The organism is Microcoleus sp. B9-D4, from assembly GCF_036705105.1.
GTDB lineage: Bacteria > Cyanobacteriota > Cyanobacteriia > Cyanobacteriales > Microcoleaceae > Microcoleus.
On the sequence record NZ_JAUBTS010000008.1, the window covers coordinates 20,623 to 39,148 of the forward strand.

General features: G+C 45.1%; 17 protein-coding genes. 6 read left to right on the forward strand and 11 right to left on the reverse strand.

Annotation, left to right across the window (positions count from 1 at the left end; genetic code table 11):
* Positions 1-151 precede the first annotated feature (151 nt).
* On the forward strand, positions 152-877 hold the full coding sequence (locus tag QUB24_RS07010) for a pentapeptide repeat-containing protein (protein WP_333151875.1): 726 nt from the start codon (positions 152-154) through the stop codon (positions 875-877).
* Between the two features lie 101 nt (positions 878-978).
* Here the strand turns inward: QUB24_RS07010 and QUB24_RS07015 are convergent, their stop codons facing one another.
* Together QUB24_RS07015 and tnpA are read right to left on the reverse strand one after the other, a co-directional pair.
* Positions 979-1,755 (reverse strand): response regulator, encoded by a 777-nt coding sequence (locus tag QUB24_RS07015; protein WP_445300385.1) that lies wholly within the window; start codon positions 1,753-1,755, stop codon positions 979-981.
* Between the two features lie 202 nt (positions 1,756-1,957).
* The gene (gene tnpA / locus QUB24_RS07020) at positions 1,958-2,389 is read right to left on the reverse strand and encodes an IS200/IS605 family transposase (RefSeq protein ID WP_333151877.1); all 432 of its coding nucleotides are present in this window, start codon (positions 2,387-2,389) and stop codon (positions 1,958-1,960) included.
* A 51-nt stretch (positions 2,390-2,440) separates the two neighbouring features.
* On the opposite strand from tnpA, the gene QUB24_RS07025 reads away from it, so the two are divergent.
* A complete protein-coding gene (locus tag QUB24_RS07025; RefSeq protein ID WP_333151879.1) occupies positions 2,441-3,589 on the forward strand; it encodes a transposase in 1,149 nt (382 codons plus the stop codon).
* A 42-nt stretch (positions 3,590-3,631) separates the two neighbouring features.
* On the opposite strand, the gene QUB24_RS07030 is transcribed toward QUB24_RS07025, so the two are convergent.
* The 3 genes from QUB24_RS07030 to QUB24_RS07040 form a co-directional block, all read right to left on the reverse strand.
* Positions 3,632-4,975 (reverse strand): EAL domain-containing response regulator, encoded by a 1,344-nt coding sequence (locus QUB24_RS07030; protein ID WP_333151881.1) that lies wholly within the window; start codon positions 4,973-4,975, stop codon positions 3,632-3,634.
* Between the two features lie 709 nt (positions 4,976-5,684).
* Positions 5,685-5,954 (reverse strand): hypothetical protein, encoded by a 270-nt coding sequence (locus QUB24_RS07035; protein WP_333094641.1) that lies wholly within the window; start codon positions 5,952-5,954, stop codon positions 5,685-5,687.
* Positions 5,955-6,176: 222 nt separating this feature from the next.
* On the reverse strand, positions 6,177-8,081 hold the full coding sequence (locus QUB24_RS07040) for a serine/threonine-protein kinase (protein ID WP_333151883.1): 1,905 nt from the start codon (positions 8,079-8,081) through the stop codon (positions 6,177-6,179).
* Positions 8,082-8,384: 303 nt separating this feature from the next.
* On the opposite strand from QUB24_RS07040, the gene QUB24_RS07045 reads away from it, so the two are divergent.
* The 3 genes from QUB24_RS07045 to QUB24_RS07055 all read left to right on the forward strand — a co-directional run bounded on the left by QUB24_RS07045 (position 8,385) and on the right by QUB24_RS07055 (position 10,760).
* A complete protein-coding gene (locus tag QUB24_RS07045; RefSeq protein ID WP_333151886.1) occupies positions 8,385-9,935 on the forward strand; it encodes a phenylacetate--CoA ligase family protein in 1,551 nt (516 codons plus the stop codon).
* 85 nt (positions 9,936-10,020) lie between these two features.
* Positions 10,021-10,437 (forward strand): XisH family protein, encoded by a 417-nt coding sequence (locus QUB24_RS07050; protein WP_333151888.1) that lies wholly within the window; start codon positions 10,021-10,023, stop codon positions 10,435-10,437.
* Positions 10,425-10,760 (forward strand): XisI protein, encoded by a 336-nt coding sequence (locus QUB24_RS07055; protein ID WP_333151890.1) that lies wholly within the window; start codon positions 10,425-10,427, stop codon positions 10,758-10,760. Before QUB24_RS07050 ends, QUB24_RS07055 begins: the two co-directional genes overlap by 13 nt.
* 41 nt (positions 10,761-10,801) lie before the next feature.
* Here QUB24_RS07055 and QUB24_RS07060 read toward each other — a convergent pair whose 3' ends face one another.
* The 6 genes from QUB24_RS07060 to QUB24_RS07085 all read right to left on the reverse strand — a co-directional run bounded on the left by QUB24_RS07060 (position 10,802) and on the right by QUB24_RS07085 (position 17,218).
* A complete protein-coding gene (locus QUB24_RS07060) occupies positions 10,802-11,497 on the reverse strand; it encodes a Uma2 family endonuclease (RefSeq protein ID WP_333152137.1) in 696 nt (231 codons plus the stop codon).
* Between the two features lie 153 nt (positions 11,498-11,650).
* Complete coding sequence (locus QUB24_RS07065) at positions 11,651-12,745, reverse strand: Rho termination factor (modular protein) (protein ID WP_333151892.1); 1,095 nt, start codon at positions 12,743-12,745, stop codon at positions 11,651-11,653.
* A 267-nt stretch (positions 12,746-13,012) separates the two neighbouring features.
* Positions 13,013-13,942, reverse strand: coding sequence for a ParB N-terminal domain-containing protein (locus QUB24_RS07070; protein WP_333151894.1), 930 nt, complete (start codon positions 13,940-13,942; stop codon positions 13,013-13,015).
* Positions 13,942-15,444, reverse strand: coding sequence for an AAA family ATPase (locus QUB24_RS07075; RefSeq protein WP_333151896.1), 1,503 nt, complete (start codon positions 15,442-15,444; stop codon positions 13,942-13,944). Before QUB24_RS07075 ends, QUB24_RS07070 begins: the two co-directional genes overlap by 1 nt.
* A 182-nt stretch (positions 15,445-15,626) precedes the next feature.
* Positions 15,627-16,679 carry a fatty acid desaturase gene (locus tag QUB24_RS07080; protein ID WP_333151898.1) on the reverse strand — a complete coding sequence of 351 codons (1,053 nt, stop codon included), beginning with the start codon at positions 16,677-16,679 and terminating at the stop codon, positions 15,627-15,629.
* 257 nt (positions 16,680-16,936) lie between these two features.
* The gene (locus QUB24_RS07085) at positions 16,937-17,218 is read right to left on the reverse strand and encodes a hypothetical protein (protein ID WP_333151900.1); all 282 of its coding nucleotides are present in this window, start codon (positions 17,216-17,218) and stop codon (positions 16,937-16,939) included.
* A gap of 132 nt (positions 17,219-17,350) precedes the next feature.
* Between QUB24_RS07085 and thrC the strand changes: the two genes are divergently transcribed.
* Positions 17,351-18,475 carry a threonine synthase gene (gene thrC, locus QUB24_RS07090; RefSeq protein ID WP_445300386.1) on the forward strand — a complete coding sequence of 375 codons (1,125 nt, stop codon included), beginning with the start codon at positions 17,351-17,353 and terminating at the stop codon, positions 18,473-18,475.
* Positions 18,476-18,526 lie beyond the last annotated feature (51 nt).

Sequence of the window (18,526 nt, forward strand, 5' to 3'; positions counted from 1 at the left end):
CTGGTATAAATCCTGGGCTGCGAATCATTTTTTTGAATATTTACCGCAGAGGGCGCAGAGAACGCAGAGCAAGAGAAAAGAGAGAAGGATATCGGTTTAAAGTCTACAGTTTGCTAGTATAATTTGTTTGAAGTAGCAGTGAGGTTTGTTTGTGAAACTTAAACTCTTGGCAACTGTAACGGCAAGTTTAGCTTTGTTTGGGCTGGCAGCTCCCGTTAAAGCTCAAAATCCAGATCATGTTAGGCAATTGCTGGAAAGTAATGAGTGCGAGGGCTGTGACTTGAGAAATGCTGATTTGTTCAAGGCTAGCTTGTACAGAGCTAATTTAAGAGGAGCCGATTTAAGCGGAGCAAATCTCTATGAAGCTAATTTGCTAGAAGCGGATTTAAGTGATGCTAATTTGGCAAATGCTAACTTAGTTAATGCGGAGATGTACGGGGCTGAATTGAATGGTGCTAATCTGCGAAATGCGGATTTGTCTAATGCTTTTTTGGGGCGAGCGAATCTGACGAGTGCGGATTTGCGCGGTGCTAAACTTTTTAATGCGAATCTGGGCGAAGCTTATCTGCTGCAAGCTAATTTGTCGAATGCCGATTTGAGGCGTTCGCTGCTGTTTAGAGTTAATTTGAATCGTGCGAATTTAAGCGGAGCGGATATGTCTTTCGCGGATGTGCGCGATACTAATTTGCAGAATGCTATTTTGTCAAATACTAGGCTTCCTGGGGCTCAGTTGGCCGGGACAAATATTGATGCGGCGAATAATGTGCGGCAGGCTGATTTGGAACGTGCCAACTTGCGAGGTACGAATTTGGGGCCGGGGGTTTGCGTAAGCACTAATTTTCCTTATTGTGTTTTGAATTTGGAAGAAAAATTTTAGACTCTAGTTTTAGCTCCCAGATGAATCTGTAGAGTAAATCTAAAATCTAAAATCTAAAATCTAAAATCCCCTGGCTGGCACACCCTAGGTTGATATCCGAGCTAAGTTTGAGGTGGTTTGTATCCTCTTTCTAGGGCAAATCTCACAAGCTGAGCACGATTTTCTAACTGTAATTTGCTGAAAATGCTGCCTAAATGAGCTTGCACAGTCCGGGGGCTAATAAACAGCCGATCGCTAATTTGTTTGTTAGTATAACCCTGGATAACCTCCCAAAAAACTCTTTCCTCGGCTGGTGTTAAAGGCAAAGGTGCAGGTGGTGGCAATACTGCCACAAATTGTGGTTCCACCGCCCTACCGCTAGAAGTTTGCAGCAGGCGGACAATTTCGGCGTGAATCCGGTGAGAGCGCTCTAACTGCGCCTTTACCTTGGCTAAGATTTCTTCAGACTGAAAAGGTTTTACCAGATAATCGTCACCGCCGATCGAATGACCTTCAACTTTTGACTCCAACTCGCCTTGACCCGACAAAAATATAAAGGGGACTAACTGTCCCAAACGGGTAGTTCGCAAACGGCGACAAAACTCAAACCCGTCCATTTCCGGCATCATGACATCTGAAATTACCAAATCTGGGGGGGCATTTTCAAAAATCGAGAGCGCCTCAACCCCTGAATTAGCGCATTCCACCCGATATCCTTGACTTTCCAGGTACATTGCTAAGACTGTTTGACAGTCTGCTTCGTCGTCCACCACTAATATTCTTTCCATGACAGGCTTGCACCAATTCCAGTTGGACAGTTCTTGAAACTGCCAGTCCCAAAGTAGGAACTTAATTGAGTTTACCTCCTGCAACTTGATAAAAGCTCGCAATTTCAACACGCCACACTTTCTCAAATAATCCAATTAGGGGTGCCTAGTGCATAAAAGGGGAAGCAGTAGAGCAATATGGGGAACAATCTCCTTCTTTGACTCGCCTATCATCAAAAGCTACAAATTTTTATGAGGAAGCGTCCACTTTTCTGCAGAATATAGAAGGTAAAAGAAAGAATTTTATCCTATAAAACAGAAATTTTGGTGACACTTACCAGAAACTTGGGTTTAAAGCCCCTTCTTCAGTGGCCGGCTTTTCTTGATTTCTAATATACTCCTTTAAGACTTCTAAAGGCGCAGCCCCTACAGAAACAGCAAAATAGCTAGGACTCCACAATGCCTCTTTATGAGGTTTTTTGTGTCCAGCTTGTCCGTACCTGCGACTAGAAACACCCTTTAATGCGTTCACGATTTGAGAAATTGAAAGTTTAGGTGGATATTCAATCAGCGCGTGAATGTGATTGTCTTCACCATTAAACTCAAGCACTTGAAAATTCATTTTTTCGGCAACCTCTCGAAACGTTTTTTCAATCAAATCAAGACTTTCTCCCGTAAATACAGACCGACGGTACTTTGTCACGCAGACCAAGTGTGTTTTGAGTTCTGTAACAGAATGGCGTTCCTTGCGGTAAATAGTTGTCATTGCCTGTAAACCAATATATAATCGAGTAACAGACCAATTATAGCACAAGTCATGAAAGCAAGATTTCGCTACAGATTTTACCCGACCAACCAACAACAGCAGAGCCTAGCTCGGTTGTTTGGCTGCGTTCGCGTAGTCTGGAACGACGCTCTTGCCATCTGCAAGCAATCTGAAAAAAAGCCAAAATCAGCAGAACTTCAAAAAACAGTAATCACTCAGGCAAAAAAGACTGAAGAAAGGGCATGGTTGGGGGAAGTCTCGGCAATTCCTCTACAACAGTCGATCTCGGACTTGGAAACAGCATTTAAGAACTTTTTCGAGTCCTGTAAAGGAAACAGAAAGGGTCGTAAGGCTGGCTATCCAAAGTTCAAGAAACGCACAAATAGTCAATCAGCAAGATTGACGCGCAATGGGTTTTCAATCAAAGCAGAATGTGTCTATTTAGCAAAAATTGGCATTGTCAAACCAATTTTGTCTAGAGAATTGCCGTCAGATCCCAGTTCTGCAACCGTAATCAAAGATTGCGCTAACCGCTATTTTCTCAGCTTTGTTGTAGAGATTAATCCCGATATTGTCGAAGCCAAAAACCACAGCAGCGGCATCGATCTGGGCATTAAAACCTTTGCAGTAATGAGCAACGGTGAAACAGCCGAAAGTCCAAACTACAAACAGTTAGACCGAAAGATTCGCAAACTACAGCGCAAGCTGTCACGGCAACCCAAAGACTCTAAACGCCGAAATAAGACTCGGATTCAGATAGCCAAATTGCACAACCAAATTGCAGATACCCGTAAAGACTTCTTGCACAAACTGTCAACCAAAATAGTTAACGAAAACCAAGTAATTGTTTTGGAAGATTTGAACGTGTCTGGCATGGTCAAAAACCGCAAGCTCTCAAGAGTGATTAGCCAGCAAGGATGGTATGAGTTTAGGGTGTTGTGTGAGGCTAAATCTGAAAAACTAGGTAGGGAATTCAGGGTAATTAGTCGCTCTTCGCCAACCAGTCAAGTGTGTTCGGACTGCGGGTTTAAATGGGGCAAAATAGACCTCTCTATTCGTTCGCTGCTGTGCCTTAATTGTGGCACTCAGCAAGATAGAGATTTGAACGCTGCGAAAAATATACTTCAAGTCGGGATAGGGCATTGCCACGACTGTAAATGTACGCAGAGAGAAGGTAAGACCACTTGTGGCACATCTTGATGAAGCGTAAAGAATCCCCGCGCGTTTACGCTGGGGAGTATGTCAAACTATTCCTAGACCCGACATTGAAAGGTTTTTAGATTTTTCGGGTTCGGACACAGGTACAAAAGGGACAACGCGACCTGGTGCTGCTGGGGGCGGCCCGAACAAACTCGGGGCGGCCACCAACATACTTTCAATTATCGCTGCTGGTTCGGGGCGACTGAACAGATACCCCTGCATGATATCGCACTGATGTTGTTTCAAAAAATCTAGTTCTGCTTCTGTTTCCACTCCCTCAGCAATTACAGTCATATTCAAACTGTGACCCAGTAAAATTACTGCTGTAGTAATAGCAGCATTTTGAGTATCTTCGTTGGCATTACGGACGAAAATTCGATCGATCTTTAAACTGTCAAAAGCAAATTGCTTAAGATATCCTAAAGTAGCGTAACCGGTGCCGAAGTCGTCAATAGCAATCCGAATTCCTAGAGCTTTAAGTTGGTTTAAAGTAGCGCCTGCTACTGTCGCATTTTCCACCAAAGCGCTTTCGGTCATTTCTAATTCTAAATTAGCAGGCTCTAAACCTGTAGTTTCCAATATTTGGACGATTCGCGCCTTGAGTTCCGGGTCGGACAACTGCCGGGCCGACAAGTTTACTGATATTGTAAAGGGCGAAAACCCCGCCGCCAGCCAACTAGCGGCTTGAGCGCAAGCTGAAAGCAGTACCCACTCGCCAATCTGAATAATTAAACCTGTTTCTTCTGCTAAGGGAATAAATTCGCAGGGAGAAATTATTCCTCGATCGGGATTTTGCCAGCGCACTAAAGCTTCGGCGCCGATAACTTGGCCTGTCGCAATATTCACCTGCGGCTGATAATATACCTGAAACTCACCTTGTGCCAAAGCGTGGCGCAGCAAAGCTTCGAGAGCAAACTTTTCAGGAGAGAGAGTCGTAACCTTGGTGGAGTCGTTAACTAAATCTTTGAGTCTGGCTTCTGCTTGGTGAAGCGCGACTGTCAGCGGTTGAGTAATAGTTTGCCGTTTCAAGACGCGAGAAGCAATGGCTCCCAGCAATTCAGCCTTAGTAAACGGCTTTGTCAGGTAATCGTCGGCTCCCAATTCCATCCCCCGACGAAAATCGGTTTTGTCACTTTGAGCCGTGAGGAAAATAAATGGAATTGTTGCAGCTAGCGAGTTTTGCCGCAGAGTCCGCAACACGTCATAACCGTCGAGTTCCGGCATCTGCACATCGCACAAAATTAAATCCGGTATCTCCGAAAGTGCCATCTGCACCCCAACTCGACCGTTCTCGGCCGCAATGACCCGGTAGCTGTGAGATTCCAGGAGTTGCAGAAGAGTTTCCCGGATTAATTCGTCGTCTTCAATCACCAAAATTTTGAGCATGATACTTAGATAACAGATGCCACTATATATCTGAACCTGACTAACTCTAGCATACTCAAACTAGCAAATTAATGATTCAGCTAATTAGCCAATAAACCATTAGCCAAATGGCTGAATATTTCCCCTCGGTTGTTAAGTCACAATCAAAGAACTGTCCAAATTGGGAAGATTTCGCTCTCTTTCAAGAGCAGAAAACTGCTGCGGCCGACTCGTTTGATAAACTTTTATTACAATATTTTTAATATTTCTCATAAAAGAATTAGCCAACAGTTTCCGTGCCCGGATGGCGGAAATTACTCAGGCTATCACTTATATGATGTCCGGTTAATTGTTCATAATTAGTCCGTGTTTGTACTAAAAACTAGAGTTTTATCTCAATGGATGAATCAGGATGCAATGTCCTGATTCATCCAAAAAAGGATACTTGCTTTCAGACAACAGTCGTGGAGAGATAAAAATTTTAGATTAAGGTTCAACCTGCCAGATTCATCTGTGAAGTGAATCTAAAATCTAAAATCTCAAATCGACTAAGGGATAACTTAACTATGGATCGCGAATTAAATAACTTACAATTTTAATTGTTATTGTGGGATGGGCGTCCCGCCCGTCTTTTTTGGACGGGCGGGACGCCCATCCCACTTTCAAGAGTGGAAGTTATTTAATTCTCATTCCTATGGTTCTATAACCGGAAATCCTATTATCCACGGCCTTAATTCACAGGCTTAGTGGAATTCGCGCAAAACTTTTCATCCACAATTGCAGAAGTGATACTGACAGGGTGCATTGATGATGACGGAATTATCAGGTCTTGCGGAACTACCACGGTCTTTTTACAAACCAGCTCGCTACTGCCTACAGAGGCAAAGTTCCAAGCATAAAATTCGGGAGTGCTGACTGTCGCATTGGCCGGATGTAAACCTAGTGCAGTCACTAATACTAATCCCAAAGTCACTAAAGCTACGATCGCGAATCTCAGCATATTCTTTGTTTGAACAGGAAAACTTACCTGATCGGTATTACCTTATTATTACGCGGGTGGATAGAGAGCGTCAATCGATTTTAGATTTTAGATTTTAGATTTTAGATTTTAGAGGCGACCCCACGGATAAATTCGGGGGTTCCTTTATCGGATACATGTGTTTTATTTCTGGACGGATGAATCACGTGGCGGGTATCCTGGATGCTTGATTGTCAATAGCAGTTATTCCGCCGTCAGGTTCAACTCGTAAGCGATCGGCTCAGATGCTTGAGAAACTACCACGAATTCATAAAAACCAGTATCATCCAGCAATCCAGACCAACTAAGCCCCTCTGCATCTTCCAGCAAAGCTCGCGCGCCCTTTGTCTGCCCCGGAGTATAAATTGACAGTAGAGTAGATTTGCGCGGTGCTTGTAAATTCACGCGCAAAGTTTGATTTTGAGCGAATCTGGCAATGTAAGCTTTCCCTTCTCCGGGTTTGAGATTGCCTGTGAGGCTTTTGCTCTTCGATAGACGGTCAAATTCAACGCTTTCGACAGTTGCTCCAGCTTGTAAGGCTTCGAGTTCGTCGGCGGTAATTGCTTGCCAAATTTGTCCGATCGGCAAACCAATGATATTGCGATCGCGCGGCTGTTGTGGAAACCAATAAAAGAACCTAGCATCAGCCAAATCGTACAAAGCCCGACTGCTCAAATTCAGCTTGTTAACCTCAGTTTTCCAGCGATCGATATCAGTGGTGTCGTAAGTGCCCAACCGTGCTCTAGCGTCGCTGCTGAGATTTTCCAGCTTGTCGAGCAACTCGTCGCCGATTTTCTGCCACCTTTCGCGCCACTGGCGATCGTCATCGCCTTCTTTTAACAATCGTCCGCCCAATTCGGGGTATTTGGCATAGAAAGTCTCGTCCACAAGGTTGACGTAACCGTTATAGAATCGATCGTCAATTTTGAGCTTTACAAAGCGATCTTGCAAAGCATCTTCTTGCTGCTGCTTCGGGCTTGAAGGCTGGGAAACTTTCTGCACTTTTGATTGCAGATTTAACAAAGAATTGCCCGCAAACCAGCCAACTCCCCCCATACTTAAGAGCACAGCCACCACAAACAAAAACATTTTCCAACCAGGCATTTTTTGCTGATTGCCAATAGCAGCAACTCGCACCGGAGTTCCCGGCAGTTTTGGCGCGGGGGCTGGCACGGGTATAGGCGAGAAATCCGGCGGCTGCGTGATCCCCAAATCCGGGGCTGGTGGCAAAGGCGGCTGTAAAGGCGGATTGCCGGAGAGAGCAAGCATTACCTCGCGAGCCGAGGAGTAACGCTGGCTCGGCTGCTGAGCGAGCATTTTATCGAGCACCAGGGACAAATTCGGAGACAGAGAACATTCCGCCCGCCAGTTCCAATTCAGGGTATGGCTGTCGAGCAATTGATGCGGTTCCTTCCCAGTCAGCAACACTAAAACCGTGGCCGCCAGAGCGTACAAATCGCTGTGGGGAGAGACGATACCCATCTGCATCTGTTCGACGGGAGCGTAGCCGAGCTTGCCGATGCGAGTCGCGGGGGCGGGAGTGCCGTTAGCCTCAGCGAAAAGAGACTCTACGGTGGCGGCGACTTGTTTTACTCCGCCGAAGTCGATTAGCACTGGCATCCCGTCAGAACTCCGCAAAATCAGGTTGTCCGGGGAGATGTCGCGGTGAATCACTCCTAGAGAGTGAATGTATTCGAGCACGGGCAAAATCTGCAGCAGCAATTGATTGATTTCTGCTTCTATGAACCGCAAACCCTGACGCTTGCGGGCGTCGAGCAGAAAGCGGTAGGTTTGACCGGGCACGTAGTCTTGCACGAAAAATAGGTAGCCTCGATCGCTGATACTGACGCGGAAGAGTTCGCGAAAGCGCGGGATTTGATTGTGTTGCAGTTTGTAGAGCACTCCTGCTTCCCGCTCGAACAGTTCCTCGGATTTTTGTAAAGCGTAACTTCCGTGTACTTGGGGCGCAAATTCTTTTAAAACGCAGGGTTCGTTAAATCGGTGGGCATCTTCAGCGAGGTAGGTGCGCCCGAAGCCTCCGTGTCCCAATTCGCGGACGATGCGGTAGTGGTTGTTGAGAGTTATGCCGGGGTAGATGGGATTGTTCATGGGAACTTGCTGCGTCGGATTTTCACGCTTGACTGAGACTGGGAGTTGTGGGCGATCGCTGAATTAATCTTGACACAGTGTGTCAGTGTTTATTAGTCGATCGGCAGCTTGGTCATCACCTGCGGTTATTGTTAAAAAAGCGGTTTCGTGCTATAGAAGTTTATCGACTGCGCCATCTTTTCGATCGACCTCAAAATGTGTTCAAATTTTTTGTGTCCGACCCAATGTGCGATCGGGTCGTTAACGCTACTAATTGAATCTTGATCGATCGAGGTGCAAAATACCCATTTTAAGGAGCAAATCATGCAGCCAGAACAGCGTCAGCGAGCAATTGGGGCGTTTGAAGAGTTTTTGAGCACGCCGCTTGAGGAACGATTGCAACACCAGCAGAATCGAGTTGCCGAATCCGGGGCGATCGCGCTTTTCCAAAAAGTCGCGGCCACAGTACCAGCTTACCAGAATTTCCTAGCTGAACATAACATCAATCCCGCCTCAATTCAAACCTTTGAAGACTTCCAAAAATTGCCGCTAATTACCAAAGAGAATTATTTACGCTGTCACCCGCTACCTCAGTTGTGCTACCAGGGCAAATTAGAAACTTGCGATTTCATTGCTGTTTCATCTGGTTCGACAGGAAGCCCGACATTTTGGCCGCGTTTTATCAGCGACGAGTTGCAAATTGCCGCTCGTTTTGAACAAATATTTCACGACAGTTTTTACGCCGATACTCGCTCAACTTTAGCTGTCATTTGCTTTGCGTTGGGAACTTGGGTAGGCGGAATGTACACGGCCAATTGCTGCCGCTATCTAGCGAGTAAAGGGTATCCAGTTACAGTTGTGACGCCTGGGAATAATAAGACTGAAATATTCCGAGTTGTGCAGGAACTTGGGGAGCATTTTGAGCAAGTAGTTTTGTTGGGATATCCGCCATTTATCAAGGATGTGATTGATAGCGGAATTGCTGGGGGTGTGGAGTGGCAAAAATATCGAATTAAGATGGTGTTTGCGGGGGAAGTGTTTAGCGAAGAATGGCGGAGTTTGGTGAGCGATCGCACTAATTCTGACAATCTATATTACAACTCTGCGAGCCTTTACGGTACTGCGGATGCGGGGGTTTTGGGCAACGAGACACCGCTGAGCATTTGCATCCGTCGCTTTTTAGCAAACAATCCCGAAGCAGCACGCAATTTATTCGGGGAATCGCGGTTGCCAACGCTGGTGCAGTACGATCCGAAAAGCCGCTTTTTTGAAGTGAATAATGACGGCACGCTGTTATTTTCTGGCGACAACGGCATCCCGCTAATACGCTATCACATCTCCGATAACGGCGGTTTAATTTGTTACGAAGCAATGCTCAATTTTTTGGCTGAATGGGGATTTAACCCTGTGGCACGTTTGCAGCAAGCAGCAGCTATGAAAGTTTCTGAGTTCCCCAGAGGAATTCGCTGCTTGCCATTTGTCTATGTATTTGGGCGATCCTCTTCGAGGGCTTCGCTAACGCACTTTACGGTTTCCTACTTCGGTGCTAACATTTACCCGGAAAATGTCACCGTAGGTTTAGAAGTTCCCACCATTCGGGAATGGGTGACGGGAAAATTTGTACTGCAAGTCAAGGAAGATGGGGATCAAAATCGGTTTTTATCGGTGGTTGTGGAATTAGCAGCGGGGGTGGAGGGCGATGAGGAGATGCAGCAGGCGATCGCATCTTCAATTCTCGCACAATTGCGGCGGCTAAACAGCGAATTTGCTAATTATGTGCCGCCCGAATATCAGTTACCGGTGGTGACATTAACGGAGACGGGCGATGCGGAGTATTTTCCGATTGGGGTGAAGCACCGATACACGCGGCAATAAGTAGTTTGAATTGATGAGTTATCAGTGTTCAAAAGTCTTGTGTTATTCTATAATTAGGGTGAGATTTGATAGTTCAGCTTAGAATATGCCAGCAAAAGACATCTACCACAATAATGTCCGAACAGCGCTAGAAAAAGACGGGTGGACGATAACAAACGATCCGCTAACCCTAGAAATTGGCGATCGTTCACTCTTCGTCGATTTGGGTGCAGAAAAAATACTGGCTGCCGAAAAGCAAGGTCGCAAAATTGCTGTAGAAGTAAAAAGTTTTTTGAGTATTTCACCCGTTCATGACTTAGAAGAAGCTTTGGGACAGTATATTGTCTACGAAGATATCCTAGAGCTTTCGGAACCAGAACGGAATATATATCTGGCTGTTCGGGAAGAAGTTTATCTAGATATTTTCTCTGAGCCACTGGGGCAACTTTTGTTGCGAAAAAAAAGACTAAAATTAATTGTTTTTGATTCATCAAAGGAGATAATTGTCAGATGGATAGACTAGATGAATATCGCCAATTTATTCAGAACATCTTAGATAGTTATGCCCAGATTCCTTACCAATACGGGCAAGTAAAAAACAGCGTTATTGTTGACCGCGAACAAAACAATTTTTTACTGCTACACGAAGGTTGGCAAGGGCCTCAAAGAATTCACGGGTGTATCGTTCATGTGGAAATTAGGGACGGCAAAATTTGGATTCAACAAGATGGTATAGAAACGGGAATTACCGCAGAACTTGTAGAATTAGGAGTGCCTAAAGACAAGATTGTTTTAGGGTTTCATCCGTATCATGTTCGGCAACATACGGGATATGCGATCGCCTAAACCAGCTTACAATACAGGAAAATTGAATGAAAGGACGATCGCTAAATTGTATCGGGATCAATATTTAATTCTCGCAGTTTCGCGGCCAGGCGATCGGCTCGTTGAGTCTCGCATTCTGCAAATTCTTGAGGAGTAGGGACAAGCTCTCCTTCTGCTGTAAACAAACGCAATTTTCCCTCGCAAATTCCGAGACTCAAATCGAGTTGTTGACTCCGCAGATGCCCGAATTCGTTTGGTGCGATTGCTTCATATTCCCCGTCAACTAAATGAAACCCAGCTACTTCTAAAGTTTCTGGGTCAAACCAAAAGTAGTCGTGAGTGCGAAAAGTATCTTGATAGAGTTGTTTCTTAAAGTTTTTGTCTATATCCGCTGTTTTGGGAGACAGGATTTCAATGATAATATTTGGGTACTTTCCCTCTTCATCCCAAACTACCCAGCTTTTCCGAGTTTTGCGTTCAGTTCCGAGTACAACAAAAAAGTCTGGGCCTCGGAAGTCTTTCGATTTGAGTTGCTTGGGACTGTAATAAATGGTGAGGTTTCCAGCAGCATAGAAATCATTTCTATCTCGCCATACCCATTCTAGACAGTTGAGGAGTAGGATTATTTGTCGGAGATGCAGTTCTGTTTCCACGGGAGGTTCGTCACTGTATAAATCGCCTGAAGGAAAGATAACATTTTCTGGTATCTCTTGTTCTGGTATTTCTTGGGTAGTAGCTAATTCTGCGGTTGCGGACATGGCTGCTGGGTGAGGAGTAAGAGGTTGTGTGTCTATTTTAGCAAGCTTTTCATATCTCTGCCGAGCACTATTCTGAAAGCCCGATCGCGCTTTTTGCCGAAAAGCGCGATCGAACACCGAATAATTAGTCTTTAACTATTAGCAATTATCGTTTTATTGACCGTCAGTTTGTCTGAGAGCCGCCAGAATTTCCGGTCGTTTCATGCGCGCGTAGCCCCGCACTTTCTTGTCTTTGCCGATCGCCTTCAACCGTCTCAGCGAAAGACTTTCGTAGTCTTCCTCTGGGGACGGGGACGGAAACGGCAACTCTAACTGCAACTGCGGTAGCTGAGGTTTCTGCTGAGCTTTCGACTGCTTCTTAGGCTGCGTTTTTGACTGCGTTTTCGGTTGTGCCTCGGGCTGTATTTCTGAGTGCGTCGCTGCGGCTCCCAGTTGGCGGCGGAGCGTTTCAATTTGATTTTTCAGGTCTTTCTCTACGTTTTCAATAGCCTCGGAAACAAACTGATTAATTGTTTGAACTGTGCGTTCTAATTTTATTGACAGCAGTTTTTCCAGTTCATCCAACTGTCTCAAAGCACCTTCAAGATTTACCTCAGAAATAACAGCCGATGTTGGCGGACGGTTGCTGCTCGATTGTTCAATTTTTTTAGCCATTTTATCTACCTTTTCATGAAATGCTTTTTCCACTTGTTCGAGCAAATGCTTAATCTGTTCTATTTGGTTACGCTCAAAGTTTTGCTCAGTTAGAGCTTTTACTTGCTTTTTTAGTATGTCTTCATTTTTTTTAACAGATTGTTCTATTTGTTTTGTTAGACTATCTACCTTTTTTTGAAATGATAGCTCAAATTGTTGCAGTAGAGTCTCAATTTGTGCAGTTTTATGAGTCGGCTGCGGAGCTAAATGTTCCATTTCTGCTTGAGCAACAGCTACCTCCTCGTCGGTCATTTCAAATACCCACGCCCACATTTGCTCGATGCCAAGTTCTTTAGCAACAATACACCAATCTGAGCCGCAGACAACTTCATATTCTTCTTCGTTGCTGTAAGCTTCTGTAGGGCGTACAATTAAAGGAATTAAGTTGCTGCCTTGCTCGATCAGACTTCTTCTGAGAGCTTCGCGGCGTTCCCGATGAATTTCGCCCCGCTGAGGCTCTGGTACTGCAATTTGGGAAGTGTAAATCTGACTGTGACTAATGGGCTTAATCCGCAAATATTCAACTATTCGGTTTTGATCGGACGATCGATCCATCTTGTTACAAGTCCCCTTTTCTCATTAAAATCTGGTGTGTAGGTATTTATGTATATCTACGCGGCTTCCCGTGGGGTGACATCCCTGACGATGGCGTCGGGCCCTCGCCCGTGCTACGGCAAAAGTTACTGCAATTCCTAAAAAAAGCGACTGTGATGAGTTTAACTGGCTGTGGGACACCAATGATCCACTGCTTTACTCATCTTTACTTATTTTGGAGTAGAGACTCACTGAGTCAAAGTTGCGAGTAGCCGCAGGAGTTGCGAGTTATGAGTATTTTTGCCACTTGTCAATTATTTTAATCATTGTTTTGTCGGTTAACCCTTTAACACGTTCCACCACATTTGCAAATGAGACAAACGGCCGCACATCTCGCTCTTTGAGTATTATTTGGATTACTGGAAGCTTCAAGCCAGCATCTTTCAAATTAGCCGACAGTTGATTTTTCTCTAAAGTATTGAGTGCTTCCAACAGCGACATTGATTCGGAAGCTACGTTTTCAACTTCTGGTATCCTCTCTACCACCACTTGTTTTTCGGGTGGCGACTCTGATTTCAACTCATTAATTCTGTTTGCTAACCCAGCTTCAACTAACAGAGGTACTTGTTGTAAGATTCGGTTTTCAAGTTCTTGTATACTCTGCGCTAAAACTTGTTGTTCACGGGCGTACTCGGCTTTTAATTCATTGATTTGACTTGCAAACAGGGCTTCAATATTTGTTAGTCGCTGTTCTAAACTAGATGAATCTTCGGGAGTTTCATTTTCACCTAAATTAGGAACTTCGACCAAAGAAACCGGGTTTTTTATGGAATCTGCGGGCGGCGACGAAGTATTTTCGTACAAAAACCCGGTTTCTGGGAGTTCAACTAAATTCTCAATGATTGCGGTTTTTCTGAGAATTTCAAGTTGTTCTAGGAGAAGCTCTTCATTTTCTTCTTCCAGGATGAATGCTCCGATTGTCTCGCCTTTGAGAGGTTCTATTTCCTTTGCTCTCGCCGCCGCGTAGTATTCAAAGTCTCCGTCTACTATTTCGTAAGCATCCATACCGTTGCGGCGGACAATTATCGGATTAATCAATCCTCCTGACTCTAAAATTAGTCGGGCTAATTTCTCTAAATCAGGCTCAGCAAAATTGGAACGGGGAACTGCGGATGTAATTCTTTTCACTGCAACCAGTGACGGAAATAATTTTTTCATTAGTTTTTACCAATTTTTTCTAAAACTTCGATTGCTAGCATTTCAAATTCTTGGGAGGCGATGGAATCAGGCTTAAAGTCCAGCACTGAAATCGGATCGGCGATTTCCATATTCCCGACTATTTGAAATTGTTCTGCACACTTTGCTAAATCGTCTCTCTCGTAAATTACGCTGTCCATGATTTCAAGGTCGTAGCGTTTGGGAATTGTCTCCCTCCGCTTAGGCAAACTATACTGTACAAATTTAGCATTAGCTGAGATTTTGCAAGGGAGGACGCCTAAAATTGCGATCGGCTGTTTGCCGATTTGTTTTTTGAATCCATTTATTTTTTTAATAAAATCCTTGACATTAATCAGTCCTTGATTGGCAAAAGGTTTTAAGTCAGAAGGAATAATTAAATAATCTGCCGTAATCAGGGCAATTCTGGCGTAAAGATTCAAAGACGGCGGTGTATCAATCAGTACAATATCATATTTATCCTGTACTACTGCTAATTTCTGCATTAAAATCATTCGGCTGAAATCTAGGTTATTGATTTCCGTTTCATATTGCATTAAATCAATATGGGAAGGAACCACATCTATTCCGGGATGGCAAAAATTAGACTTGCGAGCTACTTGGGCGATGGAAAAAAATTCTTCTGATTGCAAAACTTGAAGAATATTACTATCTTTCAAATCGTCTTGTTCTTCATCTTCAAATTTTACTAGACCAGTCGCAAAGGTTGTATTGGCTTGACTGTCTAAGTCTATCACCAAGACTCTCTTACCTTTCTTGCTCAGCGCTGCGGCTAAATTGACTACTGTTGTAGTTTTGCCAACGCCGCCTTTATTGTGGTAAACTGCAATGATTTTCATCGTATTTTGGCTTTTTTGGGGAACGGTTACATCTGATTTAACTTGAGGCTTAACTGGATAATTTTCAGGTATTTGTTCCGGTTCAGAGATTTGACTTGGCTCAGGTTCTGCGGTGGCGGGATTGTTGGGCTGTACTGGGACTTCGCTAATTAACTCAGGACTAACCAAATTAATTTTACTATCTTCCAGTTCTAGATTATCAGGAGTTTTTATAGGTTTTAAAGTATTTCTGCCAATTAAAGCGATAATTTCATCAATTCTATTTTCAACGTCTTGTCCAGCACACTTAAAGACTAGCTGAATATCATCGGCGACTCTTTCGTAAATTCTAATTTCTTTACCGTTAGTTATGAGTCCGTAGCGGATGCTCAAACTTGTTAAATAGCGATTGAGTTTTCGCCGGTGGCGGTCTAAATTTTCCTTCGGATGTTTAGCCTCCATGACTACACTCATCGGTGAGTCTGTCTCGACAACTATGGGTATAACTTGGGTGGCAAATGAGAGGAAGTCTAGACGAATATTCCCAAATGCGATTTCTTGGTGCCAAGTGTCGGGCGTATAGCCTAACTTTGGTAGCAGATAGCTGACAATGAGTTTGCTTTCTACTTCGCTTTCGTTGCGACAGTTATTGGGATTGAAAGTCATTCGATTTTAGATTTTAGATTTTAGATTTTAGATTGGGAATGACTGATTTAATAATGGTACAGATTGTGATACTGACAGTAGGGTACGCATTCCTCACCTTACAAAGGCTACGGATTGTAATATCGAAAAACCCGGTTGTGTTTGACAAACCGGGTTTTTCTGGGATTTATCGCGTTGAAAGTTTACTTTGTTTTAGCGTTAAATTCCTGCAATGTTTGATAGCCGCCAGCGGGATTGTACAAGTGACAGTTATCGGCAATCCGCTTCATTAAAGACCAAGAAAATTCTGTTTCGTAGAGATGATCTTGCCAATTTTCCTTTAAGCTGCTGTGGGCGAGGCGCAAATTGTACCAGGGAATAGCAGTTGAAAGGTGGTGGGGAACGTGTACGTTAATGTCGTGGCACAGAAACTCTACCCAACGGGGATAATCGCAGTGAACTGTTCCCGATAGTTGCGCTTGGGCTTCGTTCCATTCTTCGGGTTCTTTAAAGGAAATATCTGGTGCTGTGTGGTGGACGATCGTAAAAGTGCTCATCCAGAAATGGTAAACCAGCCAGGGCATCAACCAAAATTTGACAAATCCCCAAATGCCTGTGGTTGCAATTAAAATCGGGAATCCGATCGCAGCACCGATTAAAACGACAAAAACTGAAAACCGCACTTGTTCTTGTTGCTGTTTACCTTTGAAGCGCCACCACTTAAAGTGTACTTTTGCCCAGTGGGCGATCGAGCCGATCCACCACATCCGACCGAATATTAAACTATAAGCTATTTGTAAAGGCTTGGACGCGCCAGTGTAGTCTGCTGCTGTCATCGGGTGCCAAGCATTATCCTCACCAAGTTTATTGGTGTGCTTGTGGTGATAATTGTGGCCGTGCCGCCATGCGTGAAACGGAAAAATTAACGGCAGAAATGCAATATGTCCGACTAAATCGTTAACCCAGCGGCGGTTAGCAAATGACCGGTGCCCGCAGTCGTGGCCGATCACAAAAAAACCGGTTAATCCGGTGCCTGTGAAAATCCACATTAGGGGCAGTAGATACCAAGGCGATACTGCTAAGCCCCAGTAACCGACAGCAACTAGCAAAACGTTGACGATTACTTTTGTCCAAGCTTTGCGGGGGTTTTTGACGAATACTTCCCGCGGCAGGGTTTTGAGAATATCTTTGAGGCGCAGGTTGGAGGTGTCACTTGCGGATGTCAAATTTAGTGGTTTTTCGATCGATGCTGTCATAAACTGATTTCGATTCTCCGTATGCCATGAGCATGGCTTAACAAAATTAGCGCATAAAAAAGCGCAGTAAAAGGTCAGCTCGTTGCCAGCAAGCAGCAGACGAGTTGAGCTGTAGGCAAGCGCGTTTTAGCAAATGCTAGCGATCGCTATCCGCAGTTAGGAATTTCTAGCACTTTTGGCAAAAAACACTGCGGGTAGCAAAACATTCGTTTTTATAACACAGGGGCCGGACAATTAGCATTAGGCGCTATTGTCTGCTAATTGCTCTTGCTGCCAGAAATCGGGTCGAGAGCCCGCAAGCCAGCGATCGAGCGTTGCTGTTTGAGGCTTTGCACTTCCAGCAGCAAGGATTCGATTTCTGCTTGCAAGTGCAGGAACTTAACTTGCTGATCGGCTTGGTACGGGCACTTTACCAAATCTACTTTGCGGGCAAAAGTGGTCGATAGGGTAGAAGAACTAGCCATTTCGGGGTTGCTCGCGGTAACTTGAGGCCGGGAAAGAGTGGATGAATTATTTGACATTAGTAATTGAGTAGACATATCTACACATTCACACCATTAAGTTACTTTAACCTGAACCGATCGTATTAAACATCAAATTAACCGATCGAGCTAAAATTAGTGTAAATTTTAGTGTAAATTCCTTAGCCATTGCCTAAAATCATTGACATCGTGACCCTGATTCTACCTGCTACTGACTCTGCTGCTAACTCCGCTGCCCGCGCCGCCGAGCCGAAACCCTACGGCTGGCCCGGCTTGATCGAAGCTTATCGCCCCTACCTGCCGGTGACGGAAACCACACCGGTAGTGACCCTCCAAGAAGGCAATACTCCCCTGATTCCAGCACCTGCGATCGCCTCTCTCATCGGTAGAGACGTGCGCGTCTTGGTGAAATACGACGGACTCAACCCCACTGGTAGTTTCAAAGACCGGGGGATGACAATGGCGATTTCCAAGGCGAAGGAAGCTGGTGCCGAGGCAGTAATTTGCGCCAGTACCGGCAATACTTCGGCCGCCGCCGCCGCCTACGCCCGACGCGGGGGGATGCGAGCTTTCGTGTTGATTCCCGAAGGTTACGTGGCTTTGGGCAAGCTGGCGCAAGCTTTGCTGTACGGTGCGGAAGTGATTTCGATTGGGGGAAATTTCGATCGGGCCTTAGAAATTGTCCGCGAAATGGCTGTTAACTACCCCGTGACCTTGGTAAATTCGGTGAATCCTTACCGCTTGGAAGGTCAGAAAACCGGAGCTTTTGAAGTGGTGGACGCTTTAGGCGATGCCCCAGACTGGCTGTGCATTCCCGTGGGAAATGCGGGAAACATCACAGCATACTGGATGGGTTTTTGTCAATACCACCAAGCCAAAAAATGTTCGCGCCTGCCGCAGATGATGGGATTTCAAGCGGCGGGGGCGGCACCGTTGGTGACGGGAGAGCCTGTGGCGAACCCAGAAACCCTGGCGACGGCGATTCGGATCGGCAACCCCGCTAGCTGGAAACAGGCGATCGCAGCTTCCGAAGCCAGCCGCGGCAGTTTTGCTGCAGTCACCGATGCCGAAATTCTCGACGCTTACCGTTTGTTAGCATCACAGGAAGGAATTTTCTGCGAACCTGCGAGTGCAGCTTCTGTGGCCGGTTTGCTGAAGGTAAAAGACCAAGTTCCGACGGGGGCGACTGTGGTTTGCGTGCTGACTGGTAACGGTTTGAAAGACCCGGATACGGCAATTAATCACAGCAACAATCTATTTAAAAGCGGCATTGCTCCGAGTTTGGATGCGGTAGCTGGGGCGATGGGATTTTAGCAGAAGTTATATCAAATCGGCTTGAGTAGCTGTCATTCTGATTAATTTTAG